This is a genomic window from Rariglobus hedericola, from assembly GCF_007559335.1.
Lineage (GTDB): Bacteria > Verrucomicrobiota > Verrucomicrobiia > Opitutales > Opitutaceae > Rariglobus > Rariglobus hedericola.
The window spans coordinates 147,077-173,508 of the sequence record NZ_VMBG01000001.1 but is presented as its reverse complement, the minus strand read 5'-3'; the positions used below and the strand labels follow the sequence as shown (position 1 = coordinate 173,508).

The following is a 26,432-nucleotide window of genomic DNA, read 5'->3' as shown; positions in this document are numbered from 1 at the left end:
GTCAACGGCAAATATCGCCGTCGTCACTCAATTTAAACTCGGGTCTTCCGGCTCGTTCGCGAGCAGTTTCCACTCGTCGTCGATCTGCCCCAGCAAATCACGCCAAAGCTGTTCGTCGGGCGAATCTTCCAGCAGGTCGGCCACCAGCGGACTCACCACCCAGGTGTCGCGCTTCACTTCATCCTCGAGCTGGCCGCCCGTCCATCCGGCGTAACCCAAGAATGCCCGCATGTGAACGCCTTCCTCGTGCATGAGTTCCTCCGCACGTTGCGGATCGATGCCAAACATGAGTTGAAAGCCTTCGCTCTCCGGATGCGGACGCCACACGCACAGGATCACCTGCGTCGGCTGCACCGGTCCGCCTTCAAACAACGGCACCTGCGCGAGCGCACTCTGGCCAAACTCGTCGTTGAGCTCGCCCAGGCATTTCTCGAGCGGACGGTTGAGCACGACGCCCATGGCGCCGTCATCATCATGCGAGGCGATAAGAATGACCGTGTGCTTGAAGGTCTCCTCGCGCAGCGACGGATGCGCCAGCAGGAGTGAACCGCCCAGCACGGAGGAGGAATCGGGATGGCGGGTGGACATCGACGAATAAAAGACAGCGCGTGCGCGTTAGAGTTTCACGATGCTCACGTTGGCATCCGTGAGCAAAGGCCCCACCAGCGGATCGTTGGTGTAATCCTCGCGGTAACGGATCTCGGCGATGCCCGCGGCGGCGAGAATTTTCGCGCAGTTGATGCACGGGTAATGGGTCACGTAAGCCACGCCGCCCTCGACCGGACTACCGCGGCGGGCCGCGTCGGCGATGGCGTTTTGCTCCGCGTGCACCGTCGCCTGTTCGCGGCCTTCGCGCAGACGCGAGAGGTGTGGCGTGCCCGGCAGGAAGCCGTTGTATCCGGCGGCGATGATACGGTTTTGCCGGTCGCCGCCGCTCACGATGACGCAGCCCACATGGAGGCGTTCGCACGGCGAGCGCGTGGAGATCAACACGGCGGTCGCCATGAAATAATCATCCCACGAGGGGCGTTCGGTAAATTGCTGGGTGGCTTGGGCGATCAGGTCGACCGCGGAGCTGGTTTCGCTCATGTGCGCAATCGGTAGCCCGCGTTTTGAAAATTGCCACTCCGAATCCGCGTCTTCATCAACCCGCATGGCCACGTTGCAAGATCTCGTCACTTACTGCGATGAACGCACCCGTCGTTCCGCCTACAAGGATGCCCCCGGCGCCTTCAACGGCCTGCAACTCTCCAATAGCGGCCGCATCACCAAAATTGGCGCCGCCGTCGATGCCGGCGTCATCCCTTTCCAGCAGGCCGTCGCCGCCGGCGTGGATTTTCTCATCGTTCATCACGGTATGTATTGGGACATGCCGCGCCCGATCACCGGCCCGGTTTACGACCGCGTTACCACACTCATTCGCGGCGACTGCGCTCTCTACAGCAATCATCTCCCGCTCGACGGCCACCCCGAGCTGGGTAACAACGCCCTCCTCGCCCGCCAGCTCGGCCTCGTGCCCGACCGACCGTTCCTCGTGAAAGACGGCGAATCCATCGGTCGCATCGCATCGCGGCCCGGTTCACGTCCGCGCTCGGAATTGCGTGCCCAACTCGAAAGCCTCTACGACCGCGTCATCGCCATCGAATACGGTTCCGATGCCCCCGCATCCGTGGCTTTTTGCAGCGGCAGCGGGAATAGCGCGATTAACGAGCTCCTGCCCGCCGGAGTCGACACGCTCGTCACCGGTGAACTCCGCGAGGAGTGGTTCAACACCGCGCAGGAACAAAAACTGAATCTCTATCTGTGCGGACACTACGCGACCGAGGTCCATGGTGTGAAAGCCCTCGCAGCCGAGCTCGCCGCGAAGTTCGACCTGCCGTGGGAATTCATCGCCACCGACAATCCGCTCTAGTGCAACGCCGCCTCGAACCCGAGCTCCTCGATTCGCTTCCGCCCGGCGATCCCGATGCGATTCACAGTCGCCGCGACTTGCGCGTCATCAATCGCGCGATGGGAAACGCCGCTTGGTTTGAGCGCACACTCGCCAGCAACATCCGCTCCGATGATCGCGTGATCGAACTCGGCAGCGGCACCGGCGAACTCTCCTCACGTCTCCGCACCGTCGCTCCACGTGTCGATGGCATTGATCGCGTTCCCGCGCCGCCGTCTTGGCCCGCCACGTCGCTCTGGCATCAGGCCGACATTCAGGCGTTCACCAGCTGGAACGATTACTCGGTGATCATCGGTAATCTCATCCTTCATCACTTTGACGACGCCTCCCTTCACGCCTTGGGCAACGCCATCAGTCCGCACGCTCGCCTGCTCTTGTTCAGTGAGCCCACGCGCAAGCGGTTCAACCAATACATGTGGAGAATCCTCGCGCCCCTGGGTGGAGCCAACCATGTCACCCGCCACGACGGCTACGTGAGCATCGCCGCCGGTTTTCGCGGCGACGAACTTCCGCGTGCCCTCGGTCTCGATCCGGCCGCGTGGCGTTGGAAAATTTCCCACACGTGGCTCGGTGCCTATCGGCTGATCGCCGAACGCCGCCCGTGAACCGTCCGGTCGAAATCATCGGCGGCGGCCTCGCCGGTCTTTCCCTCGGCCTCGCGCTGCGCCGGGCCGCGGTGCCCGTCACGTTATTCGAAGCCGGCGCGTATCCACGTCACCGCGTCTGCGGCGAATTCATCACCGGACTCTCCGCCACGACGATCGAGCGCCTCGGACTCGCCCCATTTCTCGCCGACGCAACGCCTCATCGCGAGGTCGCGTGGTTTTTGCGCGACCAGCCGTTGCGCCGGCAAACCTTGGCCTCGCCCGCCCTCGCGCTCAGCCGGCACGCGCTCGATCAACGTCTCGCCGATGCGTTCACCGCGGTCGGCGGCGATCTCCGCACGCAGATACGCATCGACCCAAGCGATGCGCCCGACGGACGCATTTTCGCCACTGGTCGCCGTCCTGCGCGCCCTGAATGGATCGGCCTCAAATGCCATGCGTTTCATCTCCCGCTCAACGCAGAGTTGGAACTCCATCTGGGCGATCATGCCTATGTCGGTCTGTGCGCCGTAGAAGACGGACGCATCAATGTCTCCGGTCTTTTCCGACAACGCGCCGATCTCCGCGAACTCACCCGCGAAACCGCACTCGTCTCCTACTTGCGCGCCGTCGGTCTGGATGCACTTGCCGACCGTCTTTCGACCGCCAAAATCGATCCTGCTTCGTTTTCCGCCATTGCCGGACTCGGGTTTTCCAAGCCCTCCACGCGCACCGACCGCATCGTCCTCGGCGACACCTACGCGATGATTCCGCCGTTCACCGGCCATGGCATGGCGATGGCGTTTCAAAGCGCCGAACAGGCCCTCGATCCTTTGCTCGCCTGGTCGCGCGGCGAGGCTTCGTGGGAATCCACGCTTCGCACCGTGCAACAGCGTTTGCGCACCCTTTTCCGCCTGCGCCTCGCGTCCGCCGCGGCCCTTCATCCGTTCCTGTTCAAACCCGCCCGCCAGCGCTGGCTCGCCACCGCCAGTCGTCTCCGACTGCTGCCGATGAAACCCCTTTATAAAATCACGCACTGACCCTACAGCCGATGTATCTTCACGCCCTCGCCACCGCCGTCCCGCCGAACGTCCTCACCCAACCGGAGTGCTGGGAAATCATGGCGCGGTCCCACGCACGCCAACGGCTTTCCACGCGTTCACTGCTCCTCCTTGAAGCTGTCCTCAAAGGCGAGAGCGGCATCGCCCAACGCCACTTTGCCGTGCCCGATGTCCAAGCGGTTTTCGACTTCACGCCCGACCAGCTCAACGAAGCCTTTCTCCGTGCCGCACCGGAACTCGCCGGCCGCGCGCTGACCACCGCGCTCGCCCAGGCCGGTCTGCGGGCCGACGAACTTGATGCCTTGGTCATCTGCACGTGCACGGGTTATATCTGTCCCGGCGTGACGAGTTACGTGGCCGAGCAACTCGGGCTGCGTCCCAACGTCTTTCTTCAAGATCTCGTCGGGCATGGTTGCGGTGCCGCCGTGCCTGCCTTGCGCGCCACGCAAGCGGTGCTGGCCGCGCAACCTTCCGCCACTGTCGCCTGCATAGCCGTGGAGATTTGCTCCGCCGCGTTCTTCCTCGATGACGATCCCGGCGTGCTCATCAGCGCGTGTCTCTTCAGCGACGGCGCCGCCGCCAGCATCTGGCGCGCCTCGCCGTCCGAATCGGGAAAGAGCGTGCGTTGCCACGGGTTCAACACCCTTCACCGCCCCGAACTTCGCGACACGTTGCGCTTCGAAATGAAGGACGGAAAACTCCGCAACCTGCTTCACAAAACCGTGCCCAATCTCGCGGCCGCCGCCGTGTCGCAGTTACTCGCCGCCGAGCCTGCCAGTGCGCCGCCCATCAGCCGCATCCTAGCCCACGCCGGCGGACGCGAGGTGATCAAAGCCCTCGAAACCGCCCTGCCCGCCTATCCGCTCGACGCCACCCGCGAGGTCCTGCGCGACCATGGCAACATGAGCAGTCCTTCCGTGATGTTCGCGTTGGAGATCGCCCTACGCGATGCGCTCCCTGACGCCGGCCACGATTGGTGGCTGGTCAGTTTCGGTGCCGGTTTCAGCGCGCACAGCTGCCGCCTGAGCTCTCCTTGAAAGAAAACGTGACGCGACCCCGAGTTTTCTTGGAGGGTGTGCCTGGGAAATAAAACGGCCCAGCGCGAAGGAGAAAGGGTGCTCGGCCAAGGCGACCGAGGCGGAGGTGGCCCAGCGGGCCATGCCGCCGAGGGCAACGCCGGCCCAGTGCCCTTTCTTCTTCGCTCGCAGAGCGTCAGCGATGGGTTGATTTATTTCCCAGACACACCCTAAGTCTTTGCACGCTCCATGAAGAAAATCGCCATCCTCAACGGCCCGAACCTCGACCGCCTCGGCAAACGTGAACCCGAAATCTACGGGCACACGACACTTGCCGACCTCGAGGCTTCGCTGCGCGCGGAGTTCGCCGCCACGACGTCGCTCGATTTCTTCCAGTCCAATCACGAAGGCGCGCTCATCGACAAAATCGCCGCCCTCGCCGACGCGAAGTTCGATGGCATCGTGATCAACGGCGCCGCGCTCACCCACACCAGCGTGGCGTTGCGCGACGCGCTCGCCGGCGCCCACCTGCCGACCGTCGAAGTCCACATTTCCAACATCTACAAGCGCGAGGAATTCCGCCACACGTCACTGACCGCACCCGTCTCCCTCGCCGTCATCAGCGGGCTCGGGCTCGAGGGTTACTTTGCCGCCGTGCGTTTCTTGCTGAAGCGGTGAACACCCCCGCTCCCGGCGAAGCGCACTGGTTCGTGTGTCACACAAAACCGCGTTGCGAAAAAAAACTCTCCGCCCTGCTCACCGCCGAGGGCGTTGATCACTACCTGCCGCTCATCGAGAGCGTGAAGCGTTACGGCACCCAGACGAAGCGTTTCACCAAGCCGTTGTTCGCCGGCTACGTGTTCGCGAAAATCGTCCTCGAGAACAAGGCGCGCATTTATCAGCAGGACTTGCTTGCCCGCGTGATTCCCGTGGGCGACGAGGGACTTTTTATGCGCCAGATGGAAGCCGTGCGCACAATCGTCGCGTCGGGACTCGATCTCAGCCTGCGTCCGTTGATCAAACGCGGCACCCGCGTGCGCGTCACCGCCGGACCGCTCTGGGGACTCGAGGGCGTGGTCGACGACCCCGCCGATCCGCAAGGCATCATCGTGGCCGTCGACGTGCTCCAGCAGGGCCTCCATGTGCGCATATCACTGGAGAACATTGAGCCGTTGCCCTGAGCAGCGGTTGGTTCAGCGCGCCAGCCACATCACCCAGCCAAAGTGCGCCGCGTGCATCGTCACGCACACCGCCAGCGCCGCCACCGTGTCATCGACCGTCACGCCCCAGCCGCCCGGCAGGTATTGAAGTTTTTTAATCCCAAACGGCTTGGTGATATCGTAGAGTCGGAAAAGTGCGAAGCCCGTCAGAAAGACCGCCCAGTTCGGCACCACGTGCTCGAATCGCGACCAACCGATGAAGCACAATGGCATGGCGACAAATTCGTCCAAAATGATTTTACCCGGATCGCGTTCACCGAGGCGAAACTCCGCCTCTCCGCATATCGCCACCGAGAAATAGAATCCCACGATACTAAAAAGAATCACGCCCACGTCACCGATACGTCCGGCAAACAGCGTCGTGAAATACAACAGACCCGCGACCGAGCCCCACGTGCCGGGCGCGTGACGAATCCGTCCGATCGGTCCGAGCGTCGCACAGGAAACCACCCACGCCGTCGGCAGGAACCGCGGCCACACCGGCTGTTTCAGCGTGCTCATTTCTTGTCTTCGTCGAACAGCACCGCGCGATACTTCACCAGATAATCCCAGCCCGACTTCACCGTGAAATACACGCCAAGGATGAACAGCCAGAGTCCGATGTGATGAATCACGTTGGAATAATCCGAGAAATCGAATCTCAACCAGCCCGCCATGTCACCTTGCAGCATCGGCACGAAGAGCAGGAAACCCACCGCGATCAGCTGCGTCAGCGTCTTGGTTTTCCCACCGCGCTCCGCGGCCACGACCACGCCTTTGGCCGCCGCCATCATGCGCATGCCAGAAATCAAAAATTCCCGGCACAGCACGATCAGCACGAAATAAACCGGGATGATATTCTGCTCTACGAAAGCAATCATGATACCAACGACAAAAATCTTGTCCGTCAGCGCGTCCATGAATTTCCCGAAGAGGGAGATCAGACCCATCTTGCGCGCCAAGTAACCGTCCAGCCAGTCGCCGATCGCCGCCGCGATGAACAACCAGAACGCCAGCGTCGCCGCGCCCGTCCACTGCTGATACATCAACCACACCACGACGAACATCAGCGGGATGCGCGAAAGAGTGATCAGGTTGGGCAGGTTCATGGTCTTGGAAAGGTCGGGCTTTGGGCCGAACGACAGTGACCGCCTCGGTCAAAGGCAACCCCGGAAACGCAACGATTTGGTTCTCGCACCGCGACCGCACGACAGGATGATGTCGTTGCTTATGCGTCACTGCATTTATCCCGGCACGTTCGATCCTCTCACCAACGGTCACCTCGATGTCCTCGACCGTGCGGCAAAACTTTTCGATCGCATCACCGTCGCCATCGCCCGCAATCCCGGCAAGGGCCCCGTATTTTCCGCCGAGCAACGCCTCGATCTCGTCAAAGCCAACCTCGCCAAATACCCTCACGTCACCGCGGTGATTTTTGACGGTCTCCTCGTGGAATTTGCCGTCGCCCAAAAAGCCGATGCCATCATCCGCGGTTTGCGCGCCCTCTCGGACTTCGAATTCGAGTTCAACATGGCCTTGATGAACCGCCACCTGCAACCGCGTATCGAAACGTTGTTCGTCATGCCGCACGAGCAATTCAGCTACACCAGTTCATCGCTCGTGAAACAGGTCGCCCGCTACGGCGGCGACATCGCCCACTTCGTTCCCGCCAACGTCGCCGCCGCCCTTGCCACGGCCTTCCCCCGCCCTCCGGCCGCCTAGCCGTCCCCGCGTCAGGTTTCTGCGACGGTGACGAAACATTCACCTGCCCGCTGGCGTCTGTCAGATTCCGGCGTTGCGTGATTTGCTTTGAGGAGGAATTAATTTCCCTTTTCCCCTCTCGTTTTCCGCGCCCGCCGCCCGATCCCTCGACCCACTTTCCCATCATGGCGAACCCTCGTTCCTCCAAACTCTGGCTGATCATTCTCGTGGTCGCCGCCCTCGCCGGCGGTGCTTATTATTATTTCACCCGCAAGGCCGCTCCGACCGCCGAGTTCGTCACCGCGACCATCAGCCGCAACGACATCGTCCAGTCCGTCACCGCCACCGGCGACTTGCAACCGGTCACAACCGTCGAAATCAGTTCGCAGATTTCCGGCCTCATCCAAGAGGTCCTCGTTGATTTCAATTCCGTAGTGAAACAAGGCGACCTGCTCGCGCGCATCGATCCCGCCACCTACGAGGTCCGTCTCAACTCGGCCAAAGCCCAGCTCGCCAACACCAGCGCGAATCACAATCTCGTCAAACTCAACACCGAGCGCACCCGCGCCCTGCGCTCCCAACAACTCGTCTCGCAGCAGGAGCTCGACCAGGCCGAGGCTTTGCTCACCCAGGCCGAGGCGCAGATGCAGATTCAGAAAGCCTCCGTGCAAACCGCCGAGGTCGACCTTGCCCGTTGCCGTATTCTGGCGCCCATCGACGGCATCATCATGGACCGTCTCGCCGAGGTCGGAAAAACCGTCGCCGCCAGCCTCAACGCCCCCAAGCTTTTCGGGATCGCCGCCGACCTCACCAAGATGCAGATCGAGGCCGACGTCGCCGAGGGCGACATCGGTTCCGTTGCCATCGACCAGCATGTAAACTTCTCCGTCGACGCCTACCCCAACCGTCAATTTCGCGGCAAGGTTTCCCAGATCCGCAACTCCCCCGTGATCGTCCAGAACGTCGTCACCTACGTCACCATCATCGACGTCAACAACGACGACTTGAAGCTCAAGCCGGGCATGACTGCCAACGTCTCCATCATCGTTGCCCGCAAGGAGGATGTTCTCCGAGTCGCCAACAGCGCGCTCCGCGTCCGCATCCCTGAAAACCTCCTGCCCGCCACCGCGACGTCCGCCAGCGCGCCCAAACCCGCCACCCGCGAACAGATCCAGCAGCTCATGACCGAAGCCGGCGCACCGTCCAATTCCCGCCGCATCGCCCCCGAGGTTCGCGCCCGTCTCATCCAGCTCGCCAAGGAGCGGAACATCGAGCTGCCCGCCCGTCTCCTGCGCGCCAGCGCGGACGAATCCGGCGGCATCACCGAGCGCACCGTTTACAAGCTCGGCGGCACTCCCGCCGCTCCCAAGGTCATCCCCATTACCATCAAGGTCGGCATCACCGATGGCAGCGCGACCGAGATCATCAGCGGCGTGGACGAGGGCGACGCGATCATCACCAGTGCCTACCAAGCCAGCGCTCCCGCCGGCAACGCCGCGGCCAATCCCTTCGGCGGCGCCCGTCGTTAATCGTTATCACCCGCGCCATGGAGCCCATCGTCAAACTGACGGACATCCACAAAACCTACGCCAGCGGCGAGGTGCAGGTTCACGCCGTGCGCGGCATCTCTCTCGACATCCAAAAGGGCGAATTCATCGCCATCATGGGCGCTTCGGGCTCCGGTAAATCGACCTTGATGAACACGCTCGGCTGCCTCGACCGGCCGACGCGCGGCACCTACCTGCTCGATGGCATCAACGTCTCCAATCTCGGTCGCAACGAGCGCGCCGATATCCGAAACCAGAAGCTCGGTTTCGTTTTCCAAGGCTTCAATCTGCTCTCCCGCACCAGCGCCCTCGAGAACGTCGAGCTCCCCATGCTTTACGCCCCCGCCCGCGTTTCCGCGAAGGAGATGCGCGACCGCGCCATGCACGCACTGGAGATCGTCGGTCTCGCCCAGCGTTACGACCACTTACCCAACCAGCTCTCGGGCGGACAACAGCAGCGCGTCGCCATCGCCCGCGCCCTCGTCAACAACCCGCAGGTCATCCTCGCCGACGAGCCCACCGGCAATCTCGACACCAAGACGTCCGTCGAGGTCATGGGCGTTTTCCAGCGCCTGAACGACCAGGGCATCACCATCGTGATGGTCACCCACGAGCTCGACATCGCCCGCTACTGCCGCCGCAACCTCATCGTGCGCGACGGCCTCGTTGTCCGCGATGACGCCGTCGCCGACCGTTCGATAGCCGCCGTGGAATTGCGCAAAGTCGCCGAGGCCGAAACCGCCGCCAAACTCACCCACGCCGAGGACTGATCCCGATGCGCATCATTGCCACCACCATTATCGCCCTCCGCGCGCTTCGTCGTAACAAGATGCGTTCGGTCCTCACCGCGCTCGGCATGATCATCGGCGTCGGCGCCGTCATCGCCATGGTCAGTATCGGCAACGGCGCCAAATCCCAAGTCGAGGCTTCCATCGCCAGCCTCGGGCAAAACGTCATCACCATCTTCCCTGGTAATTTCACCTCAGGTGGCGCGCGCGGCGGCTGGGGCTCCGCCAGCTCCCTCACCCCCGAAGACGCCCTCGCCATCCAAAACGAAATCACCGGCGTCGTCGCCGTCAGCGCCGAGGTCCGCGATCGGCAGCAGGTTCTCGCCAACGGCCTCAACTGGAACACCACCGTCTACGGCGAATCCCCCGAGTTCCCCGGCATCCGCGACTGGCCGCTCTCCGACGGCGTCATGTTTAATGAGGCCGAGGTGCGCAGCGCCGCCAAGATAGCCGTCATCGGACAGACCATCGCCGACCAGATTTTCCCCGGCAGCGATCCAATCGGACAAACCATCCGCATCCGCAACATTCCGTTCAAAGTCATCGGCACGCTGAAATCCAAGGGCTTCAATTATTTTGGCACCGACCAGGACGACGCCGTGATCATCCCCTACACGAGCGCCATGCGCCGCGTCTCCCGCCGCACCAACCTCAACACCATCCTTATCCAGGCCGCCGTGCAGGACCAGATGCCGCGTATCCAGCAGGAAATTACCGATCTCCTCCAGCAGCGTCGCCAGGGCCGCGATCCCGATTTCACCGTGCGCAACCAGCTCGAGCTCGCCGAAGCCGCCACCGCCACCTCGCGCACCATGACCGCGTTGCTCGGTGCCATCGCCGGCGTGTCTCTCATCGTCGGCGGCATCGGCATCATGAACATCATGCTCGTCTCCGTTACCGAGCGCACCCGCGAGATCGGCATCCGTCTCGCCATCGGTGCGCACGACCGCGACATCCGCCTCCAATTCCTCATCGAAGCCATGGTCCTCAGTCTCATGGGCGGCACCCTTGGCATCGTGCTCGGCATCGGCTCATCCCAGCTTGTATCCCATCTCAACAACTGGCCCGTCCTCGTTTCATCCTCCTCGGTGATTGTCGCGTTTGTTTTCTCCGGCGCCGTCGGCATCGCCTTCGGTTTTTATCCCGCGCACAAGGCAGCCCAGCTCGACCCTATCGAAGCCCTTCGTTTCGAATGAGCCGTCTCCGTCTCGCTTTTTTACTCGCGCTTATTTTCCCGTCTTTCGCCGCGTTCGCCGCCGATTCACCGGCGCTCACTTCGGCCATCGCCCTCTTCGACGCCAAACGCGTTCCCGAAGCCCGCGACCTGTTTGCCGCCATCGTCGCCAAGCAGCCGAAAAATGTCAGCGCCCTGTGGTATCTCGGCCGTTGCGACCTGAAGCTGCAGCACCGCGAGGCCGCCGCCACCACGCTCGCCAAGGCCGCCGAACTCGCCCCGGACAACGCCCTGATCGTCGCCGATTACGGCACGGCGAGTCTCCTCCGCGCCACCGAACTCGGCACCACGTTTGGGGCCATCGGATTCGCCCGCCGCGGACGCAACGCCCTCGAACAAGCCGTCAAACTCTCGCCGGACACCATCGCCTATCGCGAAGGTCTCGTTCAGTTTTACACTCGCGCACCCGGTTTTGCGGGCGGCAGTTTTGAAAAAGCCTACGCCCACATTGCCGAGATCACCAAGCGGGACCCGATTCGCGGCACCGTCCTCCGGGCCAACGTCCTCTGCAGTGAAAAACGTTACGACGAAGCCCTCGCCGCCTGCGAAACCTTCCTCCGAGACCACCCCGACACCTACCTCGCGCTCTACACCATTGGCCGCATCGTTTCCGAAACCGGCCGCGACATTGCCAAAGGCGAAGCCGCTCTCCGCCGCTGCCTGGAAATACCCGCACGCCCCGAAGAGCCCGACCACGCCGGCGCCCGCTATCGCCTCGGCCTCATTGCCGAAAAAGACAACCGCCCCGCCGACGCCCGCCGCGAATATCAGGCTGCCTTGGCCCTTGAACCCAGCCTGGACAAAGCCACCGAAGCCCTCGCCCGCCTGAAGTAAGATCGCCGCGCATTTCGCCCCCGCGCTTGCCCGCGCCCGTGCGCCGTTCATTATCATTCTTCTGCGCGCATGAGCCTCACCGCCGACACCTTCGTCGATCTCCAATCCGTCACCAAGCGTTTCGGTGACAACTCGCGCCCACCCGTTCTCTCCGGTATCACCACCCAAATTGCCCGCGGAGAGTTCATCAGTCTCATCGGCCCCAGCGGTTGCGGAAAATCCACTTTGCTCCGCCTCATCGCCGGTCTCACCACCCCGACCGCGGGCCGCGTGCTCATCGAAAACCAACCGGCCGCCACCTCCGGCACCGAACGCGCTTTCATTTTTCAAGACGCCACGCTGCTTCCTTGGCTCACCGTTCAACACAACGCCGAATTGCTCCTCAAAATCCGTGGTGTCCCAGCCGACCGTCGCCGCGAACTCGCCACGCAGCTCCTCTCGCTCGCCCGCATCGGCCACCTCGCCGATCGCTACCCGCGCCAGCTTTCCGGCGGCGAAAAAATGCGCGTGTCCCTCGCCCGCGCCCTCACCCTCGAGCCTTCACTGCTGCTCCTCGACGAACCGTTCGGCGCCCTCGACGAGCTCACTCGAGAACATCTCAACGAGGAACTGCTCTCCCTCCACGAACGCCAGCGGTGGACCGCGCTGTTTGTCACGCACTCCGTGACCGAAGCCGTGTTTCTCTCCACTCGCATCCTCGTGTTGTCCACCGGTCGTATCGCCCACGATCTACCTGTCGATCTGCCATTCCCGCGCAATGCCGCCACCCGCGAGCACCCTGCGTTTCACCAACGCGTCGCCGACGTGTCCCGTTTGCTCCGCCAAGTCTCCGCATGAAGCGCCGCATCCTCACTTTCACGCTGCCCGTTCTGACCGGCCTCTTGTTGATCGCCATCTGGTATGTCGTGCGTTTGTGGATACTTTCCGACGATCAGCTCTTCCTGCTGCCTTCGCCCGGTGCCGTCGCCCGCGCCTTCTCCGAAAAATGGCCGCAGCTCTGGTCCGCCACGTTAAATACCGCCATCGGGGCCTCTCTCGGGTTTGCATCGGCTGTCCTTGTCAGTGCCGGTCTCGCGCTTGTGCTGTCACTATCTCCGCTCGTTCGCGCCGGGCTTTATCCGTGGCTCATGGCGCTTCAGCTCACGCCCATCATCGTCTTCGCGCCCATCCTGATTTTGTGGGTCGGCGCGGGATTAAAGAGCGTCGTGATCATCACGTTCCTCATCAGCTTTTTCCCGCTGGTCGTTAACGCCACCCAAGGTCTCGTCTCCACCGACCGCAACCTGATCGATCTTTTCCGCATGGGTCGCGCCTCCGGTCTCCAGCAAATGTTTCTCCTGCGCATCCCCGCCGCGCTGCCTTACTTTTTCACGGGCTTGCGCATCGCCGCCGCGCTTGCGCCGATCGGAGCGATTTCCGGCGACATGTTCGCTGGCACTTCCGGCGGCGGTCAGGGCGGACTCGGTTTCCTCGCAATCATCTACAGTTCCCAGCTCCAAATCCCTGCGCTCTTCGCCACCGCCATCATCAGCTGCCTGCTCGGTTTCGTGTTCGCCGGTGCTGTCATTTGGCTCAGCTGGGCCGCCCTTCACCGCTGGCACGACTCTTATCAAACCAAGGACTCCTGATGACGACCAACTCCCGTGAATTTCACTGTCGTGACCGCCGCCTTATCCTCGATGGCACGCCTCACATCGTCGGTATTCTCAACGTCACCGACGACTCCTTCTTCGACGGCGGTAAACACAACAGCCTCCCCGCCGCCGTTTCGCACGCGCGGCTGCTCGTCGCGGAGGGCGCGACGATGATCGACATCGGCGGTCAATCCACGCGCCCCGGTTACACCGAGATCAGCCCGGACGAAGAAATCCGCCGCGTCATTCCCGTGATTCGCGAACTCGTTCGCCACGTCGCCGCACCTCTTTCGATCGACACTTACCACGCCGCTGTAGCCGATGCCGCGCTCGCGGCCGGTGCCCACCTCGTCAACGACGTGCATGGCCTCCAACGCGACCCCGCCATGGCCGCCGTCATCGCCCGTCACGGCGCCTCCGCGATCCTCATGCACAACGACGCCGCCTTCCGCGAATCGGCCGGCGACGTCATCATCGGCATCAAAGAATTCCTCACCCGAACGCTCGCCCTCTCGACAGACGCCGGCATCGACCCCACCCGCATCATTCTCGATCCCGGCATCGGCTTCGCCAAAACCCAGCCGCAAAACCTCGCCATCCTTTCACGTATCGCGGAGCTGAACTCGCTCGGGCATCCGCTCCTTCTCGGCGTTTCCCGCAAATCCGTGATCAGCCACGTTCTCGATCTTCCTCCCGACGAACGTCTCGAAGGCACCCTCGCCCTCACCTCGCTTGCAGTTTCCCAAGGCGTTCAATTCCACCGCGTCCACGACGTGCGCGCCAATCACCGCGTCGCCCTCATGGCCGCCGCCGTCAGGGATGCCCGTTGATTTCTACTCGCTACCCGCTACTCATTGCTCGCTACTTCCAAGCAAAATGACCGGCCGCATCACCCTCTCCAACATGGTATTCTACGGATACCACGGCGACCTCCCCGAGGAGAACAAACTCGGCCAGCGCTGGATCGTCGATCTCGTGCTTACTCTCGACATCGCCGCCGCCGCCACATCCGACGATCTGCACCAGACCGTCGACTATACCAAGGTCTACGCCATCTGCCGCGAGACCGTGGAGAAAGACCGCTTCAAACTCATCGAAGCGCTCGCCAGTCACGTGATCGACCGCGTCCTCGCCGCTTGCCCCATCCTGGACAAGGTCGATATCACCATCAAAAAACCCTCCGTTCCCATCGCCGGCATCCTCGACCATGTCGCCGTCGAAACCAGCAAATCGCGTGCAGACCGCCTACCTCGGACTGGGCGGTAATCTCGGAGACCGCCGCGCCCTGCTCGCCGGGGCCCTTGCCCGCCTCGCCGCCACGCCCGAGGTCCGCATCGCCCGTGTCTCGCCGGTTTACGAAACGGCCGCCCTCTGCCTTCCCGATCAGGATGCGCAGCCGGATTTCCTTAACCTGGTCGTCGAACTAGAAACGACACTCACGCCGCACGCGTTGCTCGCTGCGTGTCTGATCATTGAACAACAACTCGGACGCATCCGTGCCGAACGCTGGGGCCCGCGCACGATTGACCTCGATGTGCTTCTCTTCGCCAACACCACGCTGTCCGACGACCGCCTGATCCTTCCCCATCCGCGCCTCCACGAACGCGCTTTCGTGCTCGTGCCGCTCGCCGATCTCGCACCCGACCTGATCATTCACAGTGAATCCGTCCGCACGCATGCCGCCCGTGCTGACACCACCGGCGTCGTCGCACGCCCCGAACTCGCACTGACCCCGCCTGTCCTGCTCGAAGAAGTCACCCTACCCTGCCCGCCCCACGAATTCTTCCACCGCATCGCCGGCCGCGACCACGCCTTCTTCCTCGACAGCGGCCGCTCCACCAACGGTCTCGGCGCCTACTCTTTCATCGGCTTCGAACCGTTCCACGTCTTCCGCACCAAGCATCAGCCCGACACCCTCGGCACCCTCAAAACCCTCCTGGCGCGCTACCACCGCCCCAATCCAGTTTGTAACTTAATAAGTGACAAACTTCCCGACGACTCAGCGCCCCCTGCGCTCCCTTTCACCGGCGGTGCGGTTGGTTTTTTCGGTTACGAACTGTGCACGCAGCTCGAAAAACTCCCCCGCGTCCGCCCCGATGATCTCCCCGAAATCCCCGACTGCGAGTTCGCCTTCTACGACGCGTTGATCGCCCACGAACACGCCACCGGCCGCACCTGGATCGTCGCCAACCCCGTCGCCACCACTCCCGCCGCCGCGCTCCTCGCCCGCCTCCGCGAAACCCTTTCATCACATTCCGTCGCCAATCCAGTTTGTAACTTAATAAGTTACAAACCCGGCATTCCGACCGAGTCCAAGCCGACCGCTAATTTTGATTTCTACTCTTACAAGCAGGCCATCGGTCGCATCAAAAACTACATCGCCTCGGGTGACGTTTATCAGGTTAACCTCACCCAACGCTTCTCCACTCCGCTGCCCTGCGCGCCCTACGATCTCTACCTGCGCCTTCGCGATCGCAGCCCGGCTCCTTTCGCCGCCTATCTCTCCTACGGTCCTGTCCAACTCATCAGCAGTTCCCCCGAACGTTTCCTAACCCTGCGCGAGCGCCACGTCGAAACCCGCCCCATCAAAGGCACCCGCCCGCGTTCCGCCGACCCGACCACCGACGCCGCCCTCGCCGCTGAACTCCTTTCCAGCGAAAAAGACCGCGCTGAACTCCTCATGATCGTCGATCTCGAGCGCAACGACCTCGGTCGCGTCTGCGAATTCGGCTCGGTCCGCGTGGACCAGCTCTGGCGGCTCGAATCCCATCCCACCGTTCATCATCTCGTATCCACGGTTTCCGGACAACTCCGCGCCGGACTCGACATCATCGACTGCGTTCGCGCGTCTTTCCCCGGCGGCTCCATCACCGGCGCCCCCAAAATTCGCTCGATGCAGATCATCGACGAACTCGAGCCACACCGACGCCACATCTACACCGGCGCCATCGGCTACATCGGTTTCGATGGCAACGCCGACCTCAACATTGCCATCCGCACCATCACGTGCGTCAACAACCACGCTTACTACCACGTCGGCGGAGGCATCGTGTGGGACTCCGAGCCCGCCGCAGAATATCAAGAAACCCTCGATAAAGGCCGCGCCATGCACGAGGCTCTGACCAGCCCCGCTTAACCGCCATGACCGACGCATCTTCACAAGTCATTCTCGACGGCGTTCTCCTGCCTGCCGCCTCGGCGTTCATTCCTGCCACCAGCGAGGGATTTCTCTACGGCCACGGCATCTTCGAAACCGTAAAAATCACTTCCGGTCGCCCGGCCTTCCTCGCGCAACACCACGCCCGCCTCACCGCCAGCGCCCGCGCCCTCGACCTGCGCTACACCGTCTCCATCGAAACCCTTCGCGAACGCCTCGCCCTCGTCACCACCGCCAACACCCTGACCGACGGCTCCGTCAAGATCGTCCTCTTCGCCCGCGACGAAACCACCACGGGCGAACTCATCTCCACCAAGGCCAACGCGTATCCGCTCGAAACCTACGCTCGCGGCTTCCGCGTCAACACGGTCTTCACCGGCGAACGCACCGGCGCCCTCTCCGGCCACAAGACCCTCAACTACCTCGCCAACATCCGCGCCAAACGCGTCGCCGTTGCCGCCGGCTTCGACGAGCCCCTTTTCCTCACCCCCGCCGGCATCGTGATCGAGGGCGCGACCAGCAACATCTTTACGGTGCGGGACGGAATCGCCCACACGCCTTCACTGGCCAGCGGCCCCCTGCCCGGTATCGCCCGCGCCCAAGTCCTTGCGCTCCTCGGTTCCGCCCGCGTTCGCGAGGGTCTGCTCACCCACTCCGATCTGCTCCATGCCGACGAAGTGTTCGTCACCAACGCCCTCCTCGGTGTCATGCCTGTCACCCAAATCGACGATCGCCACCTCGAAATCGGACCGCTCACCCGCAGCCTGAAAAACCTCTACCACATTTCCGAAACCCAATCTCTATCATGAGACTTCTCCCTCATTTTTTATCGGCCGTCGCCGTCTGCCTACTCCTCACCTCGTGCGATAAAGTCTGGGTCTCCGCCGACGTCGCCTTGGTCAAAACTCCCGCCAAAATCATCGTCCAGCTCGACTGGGTCGCCGAACCCGAGCACGGCGGTTTTTATCAGGCGCAGGCCAAAGGCTTTTTCAAAGACGCCGGCCTCGACGTCGAAATCATCCCCGGCGGCCCCAACGCCTTTGTCATCCAGAAAGTCGCCACCGGCCAAGCCCACATCGGCCAGGGCGACAGCACCAACACGCTCCTCGCCATCTCCCAAGGCATCCCCGTCACGCAGATCGCCGCCGTATTCCAGAATGACCCGTCGGTGCTCATGCTGCACGCCGGCAACCCCGTCACCCGCTTCGAAGACCTCAATGGCAAGACGCTCATGGCCCGTCCCGAATGGGCTTTTCTCCCGTATCTAAAGAAAAAATACAGCATCGATTTTAAGCTCATTCCGCAGAACTACTCCGTCGCCAATTTTGTCGCGACCAAGGATCTCATCCAGCAGGGCTATTACATCGCCGAGCCCTACCACATCATCAAAGCCGGCGGTGAAATGCCCCGCTTCCTCTACGCCTGGGACGCCGGCTTCGACGCCTATGCCGTGCTCGTTGCCAACAAAGCCTGGCTCGCCGCCCACCCCGCCGAGGCCCGCGCTTTTGTGAAAGCCTACATCAAGGGCTGGAACGACTACCTCACCAACGACCCCGCTCCGGCCCACGCGCTCATGAAGGCGGCCAATGCCAACAACACCGACGAGTTCATGCTCTTCTCGCGCAAAATGATCATCGACGAAAAACTCGTCACCGGTCGCGGCCCTGAAGGCGGTTCCGCCAACATCGGACGCATCACCCGCGAACGTTTCCAAACTCAGATTAACCAGCTCGAAGAACTCGCCATTCTCCCCAAGGACAAGGTCACGGTTGATCAGGCCATGACCACCGACTACTTGCCATAAACCAAACATGTCCGCACCTGACGCCCGCCTCCGTTTTCTCGATCTGCTCCGCTCCGCCGTCCATGACGGCACGCTGGTGAAGCTCACCCTAGGAAAACACCGCGGCGCCGACGCCACGCTGAACAATCTCTTCGTGCGGCCGGTCACGCTGAAGTCCGGCCCGCACCTCTCGCTGCTCTGGCGGCACGCCACGCGCGACATCACCAAAAACCACCCGCCCGCCGAAGCGCTTGCGCTGATCGAGCCACTCCTCGGCTCTGACTTTCTCGACGCGCATCTGTTCACTCCCGCACAAAACGCCCAGTTCGAAACCCGCGCCGACGGCACCGCACGTCTCTCCGTGAAAACCGCGTCGACCGCCCCGACGCCCGTCGCTGAAACCCACGATCGCGCAAAAGCTCATCTCATCGCCGGAGACGCTCCGTGGCTGCGCGACCTCGGCGTCACCAACGACCGCGGACTCCCCCGCGAAGGCATGGCGCATAAATTCCGCCAGATCCAAAAGTTCACCGAACTCCTCTCCCAACTCCTAACCGAGTCCGAACTCCTCCCGTCCGCCGACTCCGTCTCTCAACTCTCAACGCTCAACTCTCAACCTTCTCCCGCCCCCATCCGCATCGCCGACATGGGCTGCGGCAAAGGCTACCTCACCTTCGCCCTCGCCGCGCATCTCGGCCCGCGTGCCGAAGTCACCGGCATCGAATTCCGCCCCGAGCTCGTGCAACTCTGCAACGACCTCTCGCGCACGCACGGACTCGCGCTTCACCTGAGTTTCGCCGCCGGCGACATCGCCTCGACCGTGCTCGAACGTCTCGACGTGCTCGTCGCCCTGCACGCCTGCGACACCGCGACCGACGACGCACTGATCAAAGGTATCACCGCCGGTGCGCGCCTCCTCGTCGTTTCACCCTGCTGCCAGAAGGAACTGCGTGCGCAACTCACCGCACCGCCCGTTCTCACCGACGCTCTCCGCCACGGCATTTTCCAAGAACGCCAGGCCGAGTTCGTGACCGATTCACTGCGAGCCATGCTTCTGGAATGGGCCGGTTACCGCACCAAGGTCTTCGAGTTCATCTCCACCGAGCACACGGCTAAAAACATCATGATCACCGCGATCAAGACCGGCCATGCCCGCGGAGCCGACACCGCCCTCGCCACCCGCATCCGCACGTTCGCCGCCTTCTACGGCATCCACCGTCATAGCCTCGCGACCCACTTGGGTTTCTCACTGTAAGACAAACCCCGCCGGTGCCTTCAACTGCACCCGAGACTACTGGTTGCCGCTGCGCATACGCGAAAGATACAGACTGGAGTTGGCCTCATATTTTTTAAGCACCTCAATGATCGCCTTTCGGTAATCGAGCTGCGACGAGATGCTGTTTTCCCAATAAAGACAGGTGCGGTAATAGTCGTAGTAATCACCCGAACTCAGATCTCGCATGCCGTCGTCTGAAATTGTCCGGATCACGCGGAAAAGATCCTTCACTTCGGTGGCCGCGACCAGGCTGTTGACACCCGCCGCCCGATAACGGTTTTCGAATCCATCCACGATGGACGTGAGCCGTGGATGCTGGCGCGCGGTTTTGAAATCGAAACGGATCACGGCGTGCAACGCCTCCGAGGTCTCCCTGAATTTATCAATCCGTCCGGCTTGGGCGTTCCACTTGGCTAGGTCGATCGACTCCCATTTCGTCACGCCATCGATGCGATATCCAAACCAGCGTTTCTCAACGTTGGATGTTCTACCCGCGGCGGAACCGTCTTCGATGCGAATGCGCCGCGTCTCGGCATAAGTCGCCACGCCGACGACTTCATTGGTCGTCAAATCCACAATGGGACTGCCGCTGTTGCCCGACTCGAAATTGGCACTCACCTCAATGCGCGTCGGCCCGATACCCACGATGCTCCCGGCAGTTTGGGTGGCCACGCCTCCACCCAGCCGGTTACCCACCACGACCACTTTGTTGCCGATCTTGGACGATTTAAACACGTCCTCGGTGAGCTTTAAATCCCCCTCGCCGGTTCCAATACGCAGAATGGCGATGTCGATTCCCGCGGCGCCGAAAATACCCAGCACGGGCAGCTCCTGCCCGCTCAAGGTTCTCAATGTGAATTTTTTATTGCCGCCCAACACGTGCAGATTGGTGACCACGAAATCCACGCCCTTGATCTTCGTCATGAAACCGCTCGCGGTGCTTTCATCGCCTTCGATCAAAACAATTCCCGACATTTGCCTCGGCGTCAGCGCTTGCTCGACCACGGCAGGAGCCACCACCGCCGCCGGATTGACCGCCGGTGCGACTGCGGGAGTTTGCCCCGGCACTTCCGTGGAAGCTGAAACCGGCGCCCATTTAACCAGTTCGCCAATGCCGGCGAATCCTGACTTCTCCCCGAGCAACGATTCCGGACGCCCGGTGGTCGGGACGGCAAAAGCCGCCGCGTTGAGGTTGGGATTAAACTGCTGTTGAAGGTAAAGCGTTTCCTCGAAGGTGAAAACCCGTGCCGCCAGGTTGGGATCCTGAGGTGAACCAAAACTTCCCGGCGGACGATAGCCATAAGATGAACCGCCGCGTCTCACCGAAAGCGTGCGCAGCAAGGCAAAGTTCTCCTTGTCGATCCAGAGCATGAGCTCGGCTCCGGATACATTGCGCGCCATGATCCGATACGCGGATCGACCTTGAGCGGCATCCTCCCCTTTCAACTCCAGCTCCAGCAAGCCCCACGCGATGTTGCCCGAATCACCGGACGTGACACGCAGCTGCTTGATCACCGGCGAGTCGACCATGCCGTTCAAAATATTGTTCAGCTGGCTGGACAATTGATTGGCCGCCAGCGTCCGCGTAACCACCTTGTTGCCTCCATACTGTTCATAGTAGCTGGTCTGCACGGCACCGGCTCCGTTTCGGGCCACGGCGGAAAAAGAACTGCTGCCACCACTGTTGTTGGTGGCTTCCACACCCGTGGTCTTGATGACCAGCCAATCCTCCGGTTTGCGCCACTTAAGCTCGAGACGGATATATTGAACCATCCGCACATCGAATCTCGTTTCCTCACCTTGCTTTTGCGGAGCCAGCATCACCGTGACCCGCCGGCTGTTCAGCTGCGCAGAATACCCGGGCATCTGATCATAGTTCAGGAATGCCTTGTCGACGATTTCCTGTGCCGTCTGCGCGCTGAGACCGCTGCATGCAAAACCGAACGCCAAAAGACAGCAAAAGGGTAAGATGCGCATGGGATAATGAGTAATAAGCGGCTTATTACTTAATCCGGCCCAATAAGAACGATTATTCAGAGTGCGCCATCACTAAATCAAATCCCCGATTCCTTAGCCGCACACAGCGTGCTATCGCGCCGAAATTTCCGTCAACTTCAACAAATCAGCCGTCTCCCCAAACCCCATTTGTTGGGCTGAAACCCGTCCGCTCCCCGTCGATTTTCCAATCGAAAAATCGGCCGGCGCAAAACCCGGATTGATCTTTTGCTGGTTATAAAAGGCTTCGATCACCGTCAGCATTTTCAGCCCCGATTCTGAATCGGTGCCGGGATACCAGATGACCGAACGCGCAACCAAAGAGGATTCCCGGTCAATCCAGAGCATGACCGAGTGTCCGTTGCCCGTTTTTCCGATGATGCGAAAACACGTTTTCCCATTGATCGTTTCACGACCGATCACATCAGCCTCGGTCAAACCGAGAGACATGTTCTTTTCCGGCTCCGTCCGATGCGCGTGAAAATATCGCAACACTGGATCCTCCATCGCCTGTGGGCCCAGACGGGTGTTGGCCATCGCGTTAAACTGCTCGGCCGGAGCCAGCAAAATCTTGAATGTGCCGCCCTCGACCACGCCTTGTCGCGGCAAGGCATCGTCCGACCGCGAAACGACCGAGAAAGCCACCGCGCCGTTTGCAGCATTCGGGCGCGAGGCGGATCCATCCCGCCACAATTGCGCCATCAACCAGTAACCATAGGGACGCTGCACCTTGAGATTCAGCCGGCGATACTCCGTGGAAATCACCTCCAACTGAGCCGCCTGTCCGTCTGCTCCCGGCGCCGATTTCAACTGGACGATTCGATTATCCAGTTCGATCGAGTAGGTCTGGCACTCCGCATACAATTTCGCCGCGGCGTCGACCAAGGGTTGCGCCTCTTGAGCACACACATTCAGGGAAACGATTAACACCAGAGACAGTCCTTGGAGGTAGCGCATGGGTTTCATAGGGGTGATAGGCTCGCCGACCAATTCTGATGAGCGTTTCTACTCATGCGCTTTGACGCCGCGGCGCAAACCCTCAAATCATGAGCCCTTGATTTTGTCCTACCTCCAAACCGCGCCATGAACTCAGAGCAACTCGACTGGGTCGCGCTCGACCGCCTGCGCGAAGGCTTTCTCACTGGCTCGGCCGCCAACGGCCCCTACTGGGAGTCACTTTCCGATTTGTCCAATTACGATGTCACCTATGCTGAACGCATCGGTTGGAAATGGGACGCGCTGCTCGGCGAACTTCGCCTGCGTCACTGGAGTCCGCCCGCCGGCGGCCTGCTCCTCGATTGGGGCTGCGGCAGTGGTGTCGCCGGCCGGCGCGCAATGTCCGCCTTCGGCGCAGACCGGTTTTCGGCACTTGCCGTGTGGGATCACTCGCCCCTTGCACGCACGTTTTCGGCTACACGCGCCCGCGAACAGTTTCCCTCGATCGAGGTATCGGAGTTTACCGATACGGGCCAGCCCATCGGTTTGCTGGTGATCAGTCATGTGCTCAACGAGCTGCCCGACGATGCTCGCGCCCAACTGCTCGCGCTCGTCGAACGCGCCGCCGCGGTGATCTGGATCGAGCCCGGCACCCACCGCGACAGCCGCGCACTCGCCACCTTGCGGGATCAATTGCGTTCCGGCCACCGCATCGTCGCCCCGTGCACTCACCGCGAAGATTGCCCGCTCTTCCAAGCCGCCAACGAACGCGACTGGTGCCACTTCTTCGCCCACGCCCCCGCCGGCATTCAAAACGATTCCAACTGGGTCCGCTTCTCCCATCGCGCCGGCCTCGATCTGCGCAGCCAGGCCTACAGCTGCCTCGTGCTGGATCGCTCCGAACTCCCGGTGTTCACCACCCCGCCCTCCACGCAACCGGCCCGGCTCCTCGGCCGGGTCGAGGTTTTTAAACCTTACGCGCGCTTCCTCGCCTGCGACAACGCAGGTCTGCACCTGCTGGAATTGTCCAAGCGCACCGATTCCGCCTTGGTCAAACGCCTCGACCGCAACCCGCCCGTGCCTCTCTACGCCCTCGCCCACGAAGGCCGTCGCGTCACCGCGATCACGCAACTCGTCGCCGACGAATCCTCGGAATCCACTCCATCCGACGAAGGCCACCCCGACGCTTGACTCCCCCCGCCTCTATCCCGCAACGTCACCCACTCACCTTTAAAAAACCTATGGGCCAACAATCTAACAAAGTCATCAAGAAGAAGCGCCGCATCGCTTACCACAAACGCAAGAACGCCGCTGCCGCCGCTGCTTCCAAAAAGCCCGCTTCCAAGTCCAAGAAGTAAGCCCGCTTACCGCTTTTAGACGTTTAAAAACCGCCGCCTCACCGCTGCGGTTTTTTTATTTCCTAAATTCAACGCAAAGACGCCATGACGCAAAGGCCGCCAAGAAAATCTCAAGCCCAAGCGCATTTCCCTCTTTGCAATCTTTGCGTCTCCGCGCCTCTGCGTTAAAACTCCAATTTCTTCCATGTTTCCCGCTTTCAAAGAATGGCACGCGATCGTCGAAGCCTTGGGCCACGGCGAACAAATCCTGGTTCTCCGTAAAGGCGGCATTTCCGAAGGTCGCGGTGGTTTCGATGCCGCCCGCGCCGGACGCTTTTGGCTCTTCCCCACTCAATTTCACGCGCAGGCCGATAAAACCAAACCCCACGCCGCGCGTTTTTTTGGCCCTGCGACCAGCAGCGACACCGTCGTGCTTTCCTATTTCGCCGACATCGTTCACCACACCTTTCTCACCGATTGGCCGGATGTCGCCGCTCTCGATTCCCATCATCTCTGGAACGAAGCCGCCGTCCGCGAAAAATTCGACTGGTCGCAGCCGCCGGGAGTCCACGCTTTTGTTGTGCGCGTCCATCGTCTCGCTACTCCGCTGATCCTTTCGCTCACCGCCGACATGGGCGGCTGCAAATCATGGATCGAAGTCCCCGCCGATTTTTCCGCGCAAGGGAGTGCGCCAGTCCTTGATGATGAGAGCTTCCAAGCTCGAAAAGCCCTCATCGGCTTACGCTAGCTAAATCACACGCGAGCCGCCGTCGCGTATTTAGCAATAATCCCGTCAAAGCTACCGTTGCTGAAAAACACCACGAGCCGAGGTTTTGATTCCATCGCAGGCAACGTTGCCGCCACCAATTTCTCCAAGACCTCTGCATTGCTCGCGCCGCTTGTGCCCCTGCGTCCATGAGCAGTCACGTGGGCGATCACCGCTTCCGTATCGAAACGCTCATCCGCCTTGAGCTTGTCCGCCCGATTGACTGCACCGAGATAAACATCATCCGCCAGCGCCAGTGCCGTCATGAAACCGGCCTGAAGCGTGTTGGTGCGCGCTGTGTTGCTACGGGGTTCGAACACCGCGGTGATCACCGCCTCCGGGAACCGGTTGCGAAACGATTTCAACGTCTCAGCCAACGCCGTCGGGTGATGCCCGAAATCCTCGATGACCGTGAGCGCAGGCGTGGAAACCAGCACCTCCTGCCGACGCTTCACGCCACGAAACCGCGCCAGCGGAGCCAAACTCAACAAAGGTCGACCACCAGCTCCGATCCTCACCCGTCCGTCCTCCGTCCTCTGTAGTCCGTCTTCTGTGCAAAGCGCCGCTGCCACCGCCGCCATCGCCGCATTGCGCGCGTTGTAAAGGCCGGGCGTCGTCCAAGTCACCGTTTCCCACGGCTGGCCGCTCCAGGACAAGGTGAAGCTCACGCCCGCCGGCGTCTCCGAGAATCCGGTGATGCGCACATCGTTGCCTGCGTCCGTGCCCACGCGCACCACCCGCGTCCACGGCAACGGCCCGAGCGCCTTCAGGTTTTCATCGTCGCCATTCATCACCACGAAACCGTTGCGCGGGACGATCCGCGTCAGGTGCGAAAACGTCCGTTGCACATCCGCGAGATCACGAAAAATATCCGCATGGTCGAACTCGAGGTTGTTCAACACTGCAACGTGAGGCGCGTAGTGGATGAACTTCGAACGCTTGTCGAAAAACGCGCTGTCATACTCGTCGCCCTCGATCACAAACGGATCAGCGGCCGTGCCGAGGTGATTGCCTACCGGCGGATCCAGCGGCACGCCCCCGATCAGGAACCCCGGATCGCGACCGTTCTCCCGCAGCAAAAAAGCCGTGAGCGAAGTCGTCGTGGTTTTACCGTGCGTGCCGCACACGACGATATTCTTACGCGTCTTGAGCACGGTATCGTGCAGCAACGCCGGCAGCGAAGTGAACGCCAGCGCACGGGTATCCAGCAACCACTCCACCTCGGGATTACCCCGAGACATCGCGTTACCGATCACAACGAGATCAGGAGCGAGTTTCTGCAGCCGAGCGGGATCATATCCCTCGTGTAACGTGATCCCCGCATCAGCGAGGACGGTGCTCATCGGAGGATAAACCCCGGTATCAGCCCCCAGCACTTCATGCCCGGCCGCCCGCGCCAAAAGCGCCGCATTGCCCATCGCCGTGCCGCAAATCCCCATGAAGTAGATTTTCATTCAGTGTGACCGGATAGTTGTGGCGCGACCATGGATCAAAACCAACGACTGCGTGAAGCCAGTTCTTAGTTCGCCAGCTAAAAGACCTCCACGCGACGACTCACTCCCTGCAGATCTCCCAACTGGAGGTATGATTGCCGTCCGGAAATCACCACCGCTTTCAGGCAGCAAAAAGCCCC

Annotated in this window: 28 protein-coding genes; 21 read left to right on the top strand and 7 right to left on the bottom strand. The window is 61.6% G+C overall.

Features of this window, described 5'->3' with window-relative positions:
• Positions 1–27 precede the first annotated feature (27 nt).
• Together FPL22_RS00850 and FPL22_RS00845 are read right to left on the bottom strand one after the other, a co-directional pair.
• A complete protein-coding gene (locus FPL22_RS00850) occupies positions 28–588 on the bottom strand; it encodes a YqgE/AlgH family protein (RefSeq protein WP_144228231.1) in 561 nt (186 codons plus the stop codon).
• Positions 589–615: 27 nt separating this feature from the next.
• Positions 616–1,089, bottom strand: coding sequence for a deoxycytidylate deaminase (locus FPL22_RS00845; RefSeq protein ID WP_144228230.1), 474 nt, complete (start codon positions 1,087–1,089; stop codon positions 616–618).
• Positions 1,090–1,153: 64 nt separating this feature from the next.
• On the opposite strand from FPL22_RS00845, the gene FPL22_RS00840 reads away from it, so the two are divergent.
• From FPL22_RS00840 to nusG, 6 genes are all read left to right on the top strand, one after another.
• Entirely contained in the window at positions 1,154–1,912 is a 759-nt protein-coding gene (locus FPL22_RS00840; protein WP_144228229.1) for a Nif3-like dinuclear metal center hexameric protein, read from the top strand.
• Entirely contained in the window at positions 1,912–2,556 is a 645-nt protein-coding gene (locus tag FPL22_RS00835; RefSeq protein ID WP_144228228.1) for a class I SAM-dependent methyltransferase, read from the top strand. The genes FPL22_RS00840 and FPL22_RS00835 overlap by 1 nt, the downstream gene beginning before the upstream one ends.
• The gene (locus FPL22_RS00830; protein ID WP_144228227.1) at positions 2,553–3,575 is read left to right on the top strand and encodes an NAD(P)/FAD-dependent oxidoreductase; all 1,023 of its coding nucleotides are present in this window, start codon (positions 2,553–2,555) and stop codon (positions 3,573–3,575) included. Before FPL22_RS00835 ends, FPL22_RS00830 begins: the two co-directional genes overlap by 4 nt.
• 11 nt (positions 3,576–3,586) lie before the next feature.
• Entirely contained in the window at positions 3,587–4,633 is a 1,047-nt protein-coding gene (locus tag FPL22_RS00825; RefSeq protein WP_144228226.1) for a type III polyketide synthase, read from the top strand.
• 228 nt (positions 4,634–4,861) lie between these two features.
• Positions 4,862–5,290, top strand: a complete 429-nt coding sequence (aroQ, locus tag FPL22_RS00820) for a type II 3-dehydroquinate dehydratase (RefSeq protein ID WP_144228225.1) — start codon at positions 4,862–4,864, stop codon at positions 5,288–5,290.
• Positions 5,287–5,793, top strand: a complete 507-nt coding sequence (nusG, locus tag FPL22_RS00815; protein WP_144228224.1) for a transcription termination/antitermination protein NusG — start codon at positions 5,287–5,289, stop codon at positions 5,791–5,793. Before aroQ ends, nusG begins: the two co-directional genes overlap by 4 nt.
• A gap of 12 nt (positions 5,794–5,805) precedes the next feature.
• Here nusG and FPL22_RS00810 read toward each other — a convergent pair whose 3' ends face one another.
• On the bottom strand, positions 5,806–6,333 hold the full coding sequence (locus tag FPL22_RS00810) for a phosphatidylglycerophosphatase A family protein (protein ID WP_144228223.1): 528 nt from the start codon (positions 6,331–6,333) through the stop codon (positions 5,806–5,808).
• Positions 6,330–6,920 (bottom strand): CDP-diacylglycerol--glycerol-3-phosphate 3-phosphatidyltransferase, encoded by a 591-nt coding sequence (gene pgsA / locus FPL22_RS00805; protein ID WP_144228222.1) that lies wholly within the window; start codon positions 6,918–6,920, stop codon positions 6,330–6,332. The genes FPL22_RS00810 and pgsA overlap by 4 nt, the downstream gene beginning before the upstream one ends.
• Before the next feature lie 121 nt (positions 6,921–7,041).
• Here pgsA and coaD point away from each other — a divergent pair, with 121 nt between their 5' ends.
• The 13 genes from coaD (at position 7,042) to FPL22_RS00740 (ending at position 19,744) form a co-directional block, all read left to right on the top strand.
• On the top strand, positions 7,042–7,533 hold the full coding sequence (gene coaD, locus FPL22_RS00800) for a pantetheine-phosphate adenylyltransferase (protein ID WP_144228221.1): 492 nt from the start codon (positions 7,042–7,044) through the stop codon (positions 7,531–7,533).
• A gap of 164 nt (positions 7,534–7,697) precedes the next feature.
• A complete protein-coding gene (locus FPL22_RS00795; protein WP_144228220.1) occupies positions 7,698–9,041 on the top strand; it encodes an efflux RND transporter periplasmic adaptor subunit in 1,344 nt (447 codons plus the stop codon).
• A 17-nt stretch (positions 9,042–9,058) separates the two neighbouring features.
• The gene (locus tag FPL22_RS00790; protein WP_144228219.1) at positions 9,059–9,829 is read left to right on the top strand and encodes an ABC transporter ATP-binding protein; all 771 of its coding nucleotides are present in this window, start codon (positions 9,059–9,061) and stop codon (positions 9,827–9,829) included.
• Between the two features lie 5 nt (positions 9,830–9,834).
• A complete protein-coding gene (locus FPL22_RS00785; protein ID WP_144228218.1) occupies positions 9,835–11,043 on the top strand; it encodes an ABC transporter permease in 1,209 nt (402 codons plus the stop codon).
• Positions 11,040–11,915, top strand: a complete 876-nt coding sequence (locus FPL22_RS00780; protein ID WP_144228217.1) for a tetratricopeptide repeat protein — start codon at positions 11,040–11,042, stop codon at positions 11,913–11,915. Before FPL22_RS00785 ends, FPL22_RS00780 begins: the two co-directional genes overlap by 4 nt.
• A gap of 69 nt (positions 11,916–11,984) precedes the next feature.
• Positions 11,985–12,752, top strand: coding sequence for an ABC transporter ATP-binding protein (locus FPL22_RS00775; protein WP_144228216.1), 768 nt, complete (start codon positions 11,985–11,987; stop codon positions 12,750–12,752).
• The gene (locus tag FPL22_RS00770) at positions 12,749–13,543 is read left to right on the top strand and encodes an ABC transporter permease (RefSeq protein ID WP_144228215.1); all 795 of its coding nucleotides are present in this window, start codon (positions 12,749–12,751) and stop codon (positions 13,541–13,543) included. The genes FPL22_RS00775 and FPL22_RS00770 overlap by 4 nt, the downstream gene beginning before the upstream one ends.
• Positions 13,543–14,379: a dihydropteroate synthase gene (folP, locus tag FPL22_RS00765; protein ID WP_144228214.1), complete on the top strand. Its 837-nt coding sequence runs from the start codon at positions 13,543–13,545 to the stop codon at positions 14,377–14,379. Before FPL22_RS00770 ends, folP begins: the two co-directional genes overlap by 1 nt.
• 46 nt (positions 14,380–14,425) lie before the next feature.
• Positions 14,426–14,815 carry a dihydroneopterin aldolase gene (folB, locus tag FPL22_RS00760; protein WP_144228213.1) on the top strand — a complete coding sequence of 130 codons (390 nt, stop codon included), beginning with the start codon at positions 14,426–14,428 and terminating at the stop codon, positions 14,813–14,815.
• Positions 14,757–16,685, top strand: a complete 1,929-nt coding sequence (gene pabB / locus FPL22_RS00755) for an aminodeoxychorismate synthase component I (protein WP_144228212.1) — start codon at positions 14,757–14,759, stop codon at positions 16,683–16,685. Before folB ends, pabB begins: the two co-directional genes overlap by 59 nt.
• 5 nt (positions 16,686–16,690) lie before the next feature.
• Positions 16,691–17,515, top strand: coding sequence for an aminotransferase class IV (locus FPL22_RS00750; RefSeq protein ID WP_144228211.1), 825 nt, complete (start codon positions 16,691–16,693; stop codon positions 17,513–17,515).
• Positions 17,512–18,510, top strand: coding sequence for an ABC transporter substrate-binding protein (locus tag FPL22_RS00745; protein ID WP_144228210.1), 999 nt, complete (start codon positions 17,512–17,514; stop codon positions 18,508–18,510). Before FPL22_RS00750 ends, FPL22_RS00745 begins: the two co-directional genes overlap by 4 nt.
• A gap of 7 nt (positions 18,511–18,517) precedes the next feature.
• Positions 18,518–19,744 carry a class I SAM-dependent methyltransferase gene (locus FPL22_RS00740; RefSeq protein WP_144228209.1) on the top strand — a complete coding sequence of 409 codons (1,227 nt, stop codon included), beginning with the start codon at positions 18,518–18,520 and terminating at the stop codon, positions 19,742–19,744.
• Between the two features lie 36 nt (positions 19,745–19,780).
• Here the strand turns inward: FPL22_RS00740 and FPL22_RS00735 are convergent, their stop codons facing one another.
• Positions 19,781–21,742 (bottom strand): S1 family peptidase, encoded by a 1,962-nt coding sequence (locus FPL22_RS00735; RefSeq protein WP_144228208.1) that lies wholly within the window; start codon positions 21,740–21,742, stop codon positions 19,781–19,783.
• A gap of 111 nt (positions 21,743–21,853) precedes the next feature.
• Positions 21,854–22,726: a DUF2092 domain-containing protein gene (locus tag FPL22_RS00730; protein ID WP_144228207.1), complete on the bottom strand. Its 873-nt coding sequence runs from the start codon at positions 22,724–22,726 to the stop codon at positions 21,854–21,856.
• A gap of 117 nt (positions 22,727–22,843) precedes the next feature.
• Here FPL22_RS00730 and FPL22_RS00725 point away from each other — a divergent pair, with 117 nt between their 5' ends.
• Together FPL22_RS00725 and FPL22_RS00720 are read left to right on the top strand one after the other, a co-directional pair.
• The gene (locus tag FPL22_RS00725; protein ID WP_144228206.1) at positions 22,844–23,887 is read left to right on the top strand and encodes a small ribosomal subunit Rsm22 family protein; all 1,044 of its coding nucleotides are present in this window, start codon (positions 22,844–22,846) and stop codon (positions 23,885–23,887) included.
• Positions 23,888–24,238: 351 nt separating this feature from the next.
• Positions 24,239–24,781 (top strand): DUF1802 family protein, encoded by a 543-nt coding sequence (locus FPL22_RS00720; protein WP_144228205.1) that lies wholly within the window; start codon positions 24,239–24,241, stop codon positions 24,779–24,781.
• A gap of 5 nt (positions 24,782–24,786) precedes the next feature.
• On the opposite strand, the gene FPL22_RS00715 is transcribed toward FPL22_RS00720, so the two are convergent.
• The gene (locus FPL22_RS00715; RefSeq protein WP_144228204.1) at positions 24,787–26,253 is read right to left on the bottom strand and encodes a UDP-N-acetylmuramate--L-alanine ligase; all 1,467 of its coding nucleotides are present in this window, start codon (positions 26,251–26,253) and stop codon (positions 24,787–24,789) included.
• Between the last annotated feature and the right edge of the window lie 179 nt (positions 26,254–26,432).